Source organism: Gardnerella vaginalis (assembly GCF_001546455.1).
Classification (GTDB): domain Bacteria; phylum Actinomycetota; class Actinomycetes; order Actinomycetales; family Bifidobacteriaceae; genus Bifidobacterium; species Bifidobacterium vaginale_B.
The window spans coordinates 1-6,398 of record NZ_KQ956812.1 but is presented as its reverse complement, the minus strand read 5'-3'; the positions used below and the strand labels follow the sequence as shown (position 1 = coordinate 6,398).

The 6,398-nt window shown below is 48.7% G+C and carries 4 protein-coding genes; all 4 read right to left on the bottom strand.

Annotation, left to right across the window (positions count from 1 at the left end):
• Nucleotides 1-54 precede the first annotated feature (54 nt).
• The 4 genes from HMPREF3216_RS01540 to HMPREF3216_RS01525 all read right to left on the bottom strand — a co-directional run bounded on the left by HMPREF3216_RS01540 (nucleotide 55) and on the right by HMPREF3216_RS01525 (nucleotide 6,266).
• Nucleotides 55-1,242: a DNA polymerase III subunit delta' gene (locus tag HMPREF3216_RS01540; RefSeq protein WP_060786628.1), complete on the bottom strand. Its 1,188-nt coding sequence runs from the start codon at nucleotides 1,240-1,242 to the stop codon at nucleotides 55-57.
• An 18-nt stretch (nucleotides 1,243-1,260) separates the two neighbouring features.
• Complete coding sequence (gene tmk / locus HMPREF3216_RS01535) at nucleotides 1,261-2,007, bottom strand: dTMP kinase (RefSeq protein WP_060786627.1); 747 nt, start codon at nucleotides 2,005-2,007, stop codon at nucleotides 1,261-1,263.
• 20 nt (nucleotides 2,008-2,027) lie between these two features.
• Nucleotides 2,028-4,949 (bottom strand): type I DNA topoisomerase, encoded by a 2,922-nt coding sequence (gene topA / locus HMPREF3216_RS01530; protein ID WP_060786626.1) that lies wholly within the window; start codon nucleotides 4,947-4,949, stop codon nucleotides 2,028-2,030.
• A 249-nt stretch (nucleotides 4,950-5,198) separates the two neighbouring features.
• On the bottom strand, nucleotides 5,199-6,266 hold the full coding sequence (locus HMPREF3216_RS01525) for a phosphatase PAP2 family protein (protein WP_060786625.1): 1,068 nt from the start codon (nucleotides 6,264-6,266) through the stop codon (nucleotides 5,199-5,201).
• Nucleotides 6,267-6,398 lie beyond the last annotated feature (132 nt).

Sequence of the window (6,398 nt, the reverse complement as noted above, 5' to 3'; positions counted from 1 at the left end):
TGAGACAAGAAACACCCAGCCCTCCTACAACACCAAGCAAGGAAATAGGAAATATCACTCGCGTGGTCTAAGCGAGCAGAAAAGCGCTTCAAAAACAAGCGTTGCATTGCCATTGCCAGCAAGCCGCTTTTTAGCCACAGCAAGCGCGTCCAGGCATTTAAGCGCACGCTCGGCACTAAGATTTTTTGCAAGAGCCGCAATTTGCGCCTTAAAATCTTGATTTACCAGCGGCGCTTTATCTTGCGCGTTGTTTATTAAAACAAGAGCATCGCAATACACGCTGCAAATGGCGTCGATTGCGCGGTTTAGAACGTCTCTGCTTACGCGAGTTACTTTGCGTTTAACATCGTCTTTTTTGCCAATCGCATTGTATGCGCTACGAATTTTAGGCGGAATTTTATCCGTTGGTTTAAGGCCATTTATGCGCAAAAACTCGCTTTGCTCAGCTTCAATAGACTTTTGCACTTCGTCTTCTGCTTGGCTTTTAGCATCTTCGATTAGCGTTTGCGCCAGCATAATCGCATCTATTGCACTGCTAATTCGCAAAACGCCTGCCACAAGCTCTTCTCGCCTGCTTCTGGCCTGCTCGCTAGTTGCGTAAAGCATTGCCAAATCAACGTTTCCTTGCGCAATTCGCGCAACGCTCGCCGCCGTTTTTGCATCCACATTAGAGTGTTTTTGCACGTATTCTTGAACATCTTGGTCGCTTGGCTGCGCCAAATTCACTATTTGAGACCTGGATCGAATTGTTGGCAAAACATCTGCCGCGCTTGCAGCGCAAAGAATCCAAATTGTGCGAGGTGCTGGCTCTTCGATTTCTTTTAGCAAAACGTTTGTTGTTCGCTCAAGCATGCGCCCAACATCTTCGATTATTATGATTCGCCACGGCGCAACACTTGGCATCTGCTCGGAAATTGACACAATCTCGCGCACTTCGTCAATGCTTACTGTAACTTTGTCTGTGCTTAAAATGTTTACGTCTGGGCTTGTTCCAGCCAACACTTCACTTGCGATTTTATCTGTGTTTATTTGAGTGGCGGAGTTTTCGGCGGTGCGGCTGCTTGCGATTTTTTCGCGCGATTGCAATGCTGCTGCAAACGCTCTTGCCACTTTTGCGCACCCAAATCCCGAAGCGCCGCAAATAAGCCACGATTGCGCGATCTTGCTTGAATCGCCTTGCGCCACTTTTTTAAGACGCTCAACAACTTGCGCTTGACCAACTACCGATTCCCAAACGTCCATTGCTAAAATCCTAAAATCCTAAAATCCTTGATTTTCTAGCGATTCTGCGGCGGCTTGCGATTCTTGCGATCCTTGCGATCCTTGTGATTCTTGCGATTCTTCCTCACGCACACCAGCATTATCCAGCAGCTCGCACATATCTTTAGCAATCAACTTCGATAAATCGCAAGCTGGCAAAGTGGCGTCTAAAACGCAAAATCTTTGCGCGTTTTGTTTAGCAAGATCTAAGAACGCTTCACGCGTGCGGCGCGCAAAATCAAGTCCCGCGCTTTCCATGCGATCCGCCTGCCCGCGCAAGCGCACAGCAGCATCTTTCTCGCTCATATCTAGCAAATACGTGCGATTTGGCCAAAGTCCATTAGACGCCCACTCGCTTAAATCACGCACGTCTTGCATAGTGAGTTCGCGCCCACCCGATTGGTACGCTAGCGAAGAATCAATGTAGCGATCCGTTATAACAACCGCACCGCGCTGCAAAGCTGGAATAATGATTTGCGCAGCATGTTGAGCGCGGTCTGCCGCAAAAAGCAGAGCCTCAGCGCGCGCACAAATCGAATCGCCATGCAAAAGAATATCTCGCAACTGCTTTCCCAGCTGCGTTCCGCCAGGCTCTCTAGTCACAACAACCTCAAGCCCGCGCGCTTGCAAAAAATCGCGCAAAGCGTTAACTTGCGTGGTTTTTCCAACGCCGTCTATACCTTCAAAAGATATAAAAAGCCCTTTGTTTAAGCCATTAAGCTCGCTGTTTTTAAGATCTATAGCCATTTTGCATACCTCTACCAGGTTTACTCGGCTTTAGACGTGGACTTTTTTGCTGTGCTCTTTTTTGCAGCAGGCTTTTTTGCAGCGCTCTTTTTAGTCGCAGTTTTCTTAGCAGCAGGCTTCTTTGCAGTCGTCTTCTTTGCAGCAGTTCTCTTGCGCTTTACAGGCCCTGCCGCGCGCTTTTGCGCCAAAAGCTCAAACGCAACTTGTGGCTCAATCGACTCAGGCGTATATTGCTTTGGCAGCGTGCGATTCGTAATGCCATCCGTAATATAAGCGCCGTAGAAGCCGTCTTTAATCACCACTGGCTTGCCGCTTTCTGGGTCTTCTCCAAGCTCCCTAAGTGGCGGTTTTGCAGCTCCACTCGTGCGCTTTGCATACTTTGGCTGCGCAAACAGCTCCTTGGCTTCGTCTAAAGTCACACTAAAAATCGCGTCTTCGCTTGCAAGCGAACGATTGTCTGGCTTAGAATCCGCAGCCGTTTCGCCAGCATCCGTGCGCTCGTAAGTCTTAGTCAAATAAGGTCCGTATCGCCCATTATTCGCCTCAATCTTTGCACGCTTAACCTCGCCCTGCTCGTCAACTTCTTCCACAACGCCAACCAATCGAGGCAAACTCAAAAGTTGCAAAGCCTCTTGCAAAGTTATTGTTGCAGGATCCATTGTTTTAAACAAAGACGCCATTTTTGGCTTATTTTGGGCAGACTTCTTAGATTTTGCAGAAGACTTTGCAGTTGCAGAAGACTTTGCGCCAGTTTTAGCGGAATCGCTGGCTGCTTGCGATTCACCCTCACTCGAAGCCTCACTCGAGGCCTCAACAAGAGCAACATACGCACCAAAACGCCCGTTTCTAACTTCTACACTTCCGCCAGTTTGCGGATCCGTTCCCAAAACGCGCGGGCCTTCGGAGTTGTTTTCAATCAAATCCCTCGCAACCTGCTCGGTAAGCTCGTCTGGAGCCAAAGTGCTTGGAATCGAAGCTCTGCGCGCATTGCCCTCTTCGTCTAGATTCTTAGTATCTTCCAAATACGGGCCGTATCTGCCTACGCGAACATGCAATCCGCCGCCAATATCAATCGTGTTGATCTCTCGCGCGTCAATCTCGCCAAGCTGATCAACCTGCTTTTGCAAGCCTTTGTGCGCGGAAAAATCGCTAGCAACCGCAGACACAGAATCGCTAGCAACCGCCCCGTCATCTCCAAAGTAAAACTTGTAAAGCCAATCTTTACCAGCTTCCTCACCATGCGCAATGCGATCCAGGCCATTTTCCATGTCTGCCGTAAACGCGTAGTCAACATAAGTTGGGAAATTAGATTCCAAAAGCTTAATAACCGCAAAAGCAAGCCAGCTTGGAATCAACGCACGCCCACGCTCATACACGTATCCGCGATCAATAATCGTAGAAATAATGCTAGCGTAAGTAGACGGCCTACCAATCTCCTTAGCTTCCAACGTCTTAACTAAAGACGCTTCCGTGTAGCGAGCTGGCGGCTGAGTCTCGTGGCCATCCGCGCTAACTTGCAAAGCTTTAAGAACATCTCCATTAGCCATAGGCGGCAAAGCCTTAGACTGCTCGTCTTCGCTAAATCCGCCAAACACCTTCATAAATCCAGCAAACTCAATAACGGTTCCAGAAGCCTGGAAATTAGCCGTTCCAAAGCTGCCAGCTAAAGCGTCTAGCTTAACTGTAGCCGTAAAACCAGTGGCGTCCGCCATTTGAGACGCAAGCGTGCGCTGCCAAATAAGCGTGTAAAGCTTAAGCTGATCGGCAGGCAGTACACCCGCCAAATCCGCAGGATTTTTAAACGCAGACCCAGCAGGACGAATACACTCGTGCGCCTCTTGAGCGCCTGCAGAAGTCGTAGCGTACTGTTTTGGAGAATCCGCTAAATACTCGTCTCCAAAATTAGACTTAACACAATCTCGAGCCGCAAAAATCGCCTCTTTAGAAAGCGTTACAGAATCCGTACGCATGTAGGTTATGTAACCGTTTTCATACAAAGATTGAGCCGCGCGCATAGTTTGGCGAGAGCTCATAGACAAGCGATTTCCAGCAGTCTGCTGAAGAGTAGACGTTGTAAACGGAGGCAATGGGCGGCGGCGATACGGCTTAGTGTCCATTGAGTTTACAACAAAATCGGCCGCGCCAAGATTTTTCGCAATCGCACAAGCGTCCGCCTCGTTTAAATAGTGTGCTAAAGCAGATTCGCCCTTGGCTTTTTGAAGCTCGCCAAGCGAGTTAAAATCTTTAGAACCCGCCAAACGCGCTCCGTTTAGAGCCGTCATTCGCGCCTGAAAATCAACGCCGTTTGCGCTCAAATCCGCGCAAACATCCCAATAGCTCGCTTTTCTAAAGGCCATTCTCTCGCGCTCGCGCTCAACAATCAAACGCGTTGCAACAGATTGCACTCGTCCAGCCGAAAGACCTGGCCCCACCTTGCGCCACAAAACTGGCGAAAGCTCGTAGCCGTACAATCTATCCAACACGCGGCGCGTTTCTTGCGCATCAACCATGTGATCGTCAACGTCTCTCGTGTTAGCAAGCGAAGCCTGAATCGCAGGCTTTGTAATCTCGTGAAACACCATGCGCTTTACTGGCACTTTTGGCTTAAGCGCCTGCACAAGATGCCACGCAATCGCCTCTCCTTCGCGGTCCTCATCAGTTGCAAGGAACAACTCGCCCGACTTTGCCAGCGCGGCTTTTAAGTCGGAAACGGTTTTCTTTTTATCGGCCCCAACAATGTAGTACGGCTCAAAACCATTGTTTACATCTACGCCAAACTTGCCAAATTCCGCCTTTTTAGCGGCTGGCACCTGACTTGGCTGTGCTAAATCGCGAATGTGGCCAACGGACGCCATAACCGTGTATCCGCTTCCAAGATATCCGCCTATTTTACGCGCTTTAGTGGGAGACTCCACAATGACAAGCTTGTTCTGCTCTGTCATACTCTCTCCTTTCGTATCTGCACTCACATGCACTCGCATGCACTAAACACTAAATGCACTGCATATTTCGCGCTCACTACCTGCGCCAACTCTAACGCAACTTGCTTTATGCAACCTACTCTAACGCAACCTACTCTAACGCAATTTACGCATCATTCCCAATAAATCAAATTTTGCGAAATATCAGCATATACTCCTATATATACCACTTTAATGATTTTTTATTCAATTTTACTTATTTTTTTTTATTTAATTAGACGATAGCATTTTTAACAAATCACTTTCATCAGGCTGACTTTGCGCATCGCTTTTTGCTGGCGGCGTAGGCGGCGCGCCCACTAGCCCGAGTCTGCTCAAAGGCGCGGCCGTGCAGTGTTTAAGAACCATCAAAACGCCGAACGTTAGGCCGCACACTCCCGCAACTGCCCAATATGTTAAAACGTGCGAAACGCCAATCGCCCATTTTGCACCCAATTCAACACCTGGCAAAATCTGATAAAACATGTACGCAAAATACACGATGCCAATAATGCCCATTGTAATCATTGCAGTTCCAACAATTTGCACGCTTATAGAAGACCTTCTACGACCAGGTAAATCCATTGCAGACCCGCGCGTAAAAGCCATTGCAGCGCAAGCGATTGCCCCCACCATTAGCACCGACATTACAACGTCTGCAGGCCTATGCCAGCGGCCTCCCATAAGAGCCACAGCCAGCAAAAATGTTATCAACGCGGCTCCAGCCGCAACCCACGCTCTAAACGCTCGACTAACAGCGCAAATAAGAATCGCACAAGCGGCCGCCATTAAAAGAGTGTGCCCCGAAGGCGCAGAGTTCTTTGCAAGAGTGGCAACGTTTACCAGCATTGGTCGCGGAAGAACGCGCTTTAGTGGCTCTGCTGCAAGCGATAAAGCAAGTATTGCAGCGCATTGGGCAAGCAGCCACCAGCGTTTTCTTATAATCACAACTATTAGCGCAGCAACGCATATTAGCACGCTCAAAACTATAACGATTATGGAGTTTCTAAGCGGCGCTAAAATCGCAGCAAGCGTTGATGGAATGGCGCTATAGCCAAAAGTGCTAATCACCATTTCTTCGTACGACTGGCCTAACGAAGTTCGTACAGCTAAAAACCACACTGCCGCAGCAGATGCTGCAAAAAGAACCGCGCAAACGCCGCATAGCGCAATTGTAGATATTCTAGGGCGATTCATCAATGGATCGAGCTTAGATATATCTTGATTAGCTTCGCTGCTATTAGAGTTTTGAGTTAGCTGACTATCGCCGCTAATCTGGCTGCCTTCAAATTGACCCATACCAGCATTTTATCAAACAACACTCCACTCGCTCCGACATACCTTTTCGCTTAGAGCGCAGCGCGCGAGCGATTTTCCCGCGTTTGTTTCTTTTTTCCCACGTTTGTTCCCATTTCGACCAATTTTGGGAAC

What these genes read in the sequence shown, in the direction of transcription:
- HMPREF3216_RS01540 (WP_060786628.1), bottom strand. Translation starts at nt 1,242, where the DNA reads ATGGACGTTTGGGAATCGGTAGTTGGTCAAGCGCAAGTTGTTGAGCGT.
- HMPREF3216_RS01525 (WP_060786625.1), bottom strand. Translation starts at nt 6,266, where the DNA reads ATGGGTCAATTTGAAGGCAGCCAGATTAGCGGCGATAGTCAGCTAACT.
- topA (WP_060786626.1), bottom strand. Translation starts at nt 4,949, where the DNA reads ATGACAGAGCAGAACAAGCTTGTCATTGTGGAGTCTCCCACTAAAGCG.
- tmk (WP_060786627.1), bottom strand. Translation starts at nt 2,007, where the DNA reads ATGGCTATAGATCTTAAAAACAGCGAGCTTAATGGCTTAAACAAAGGG.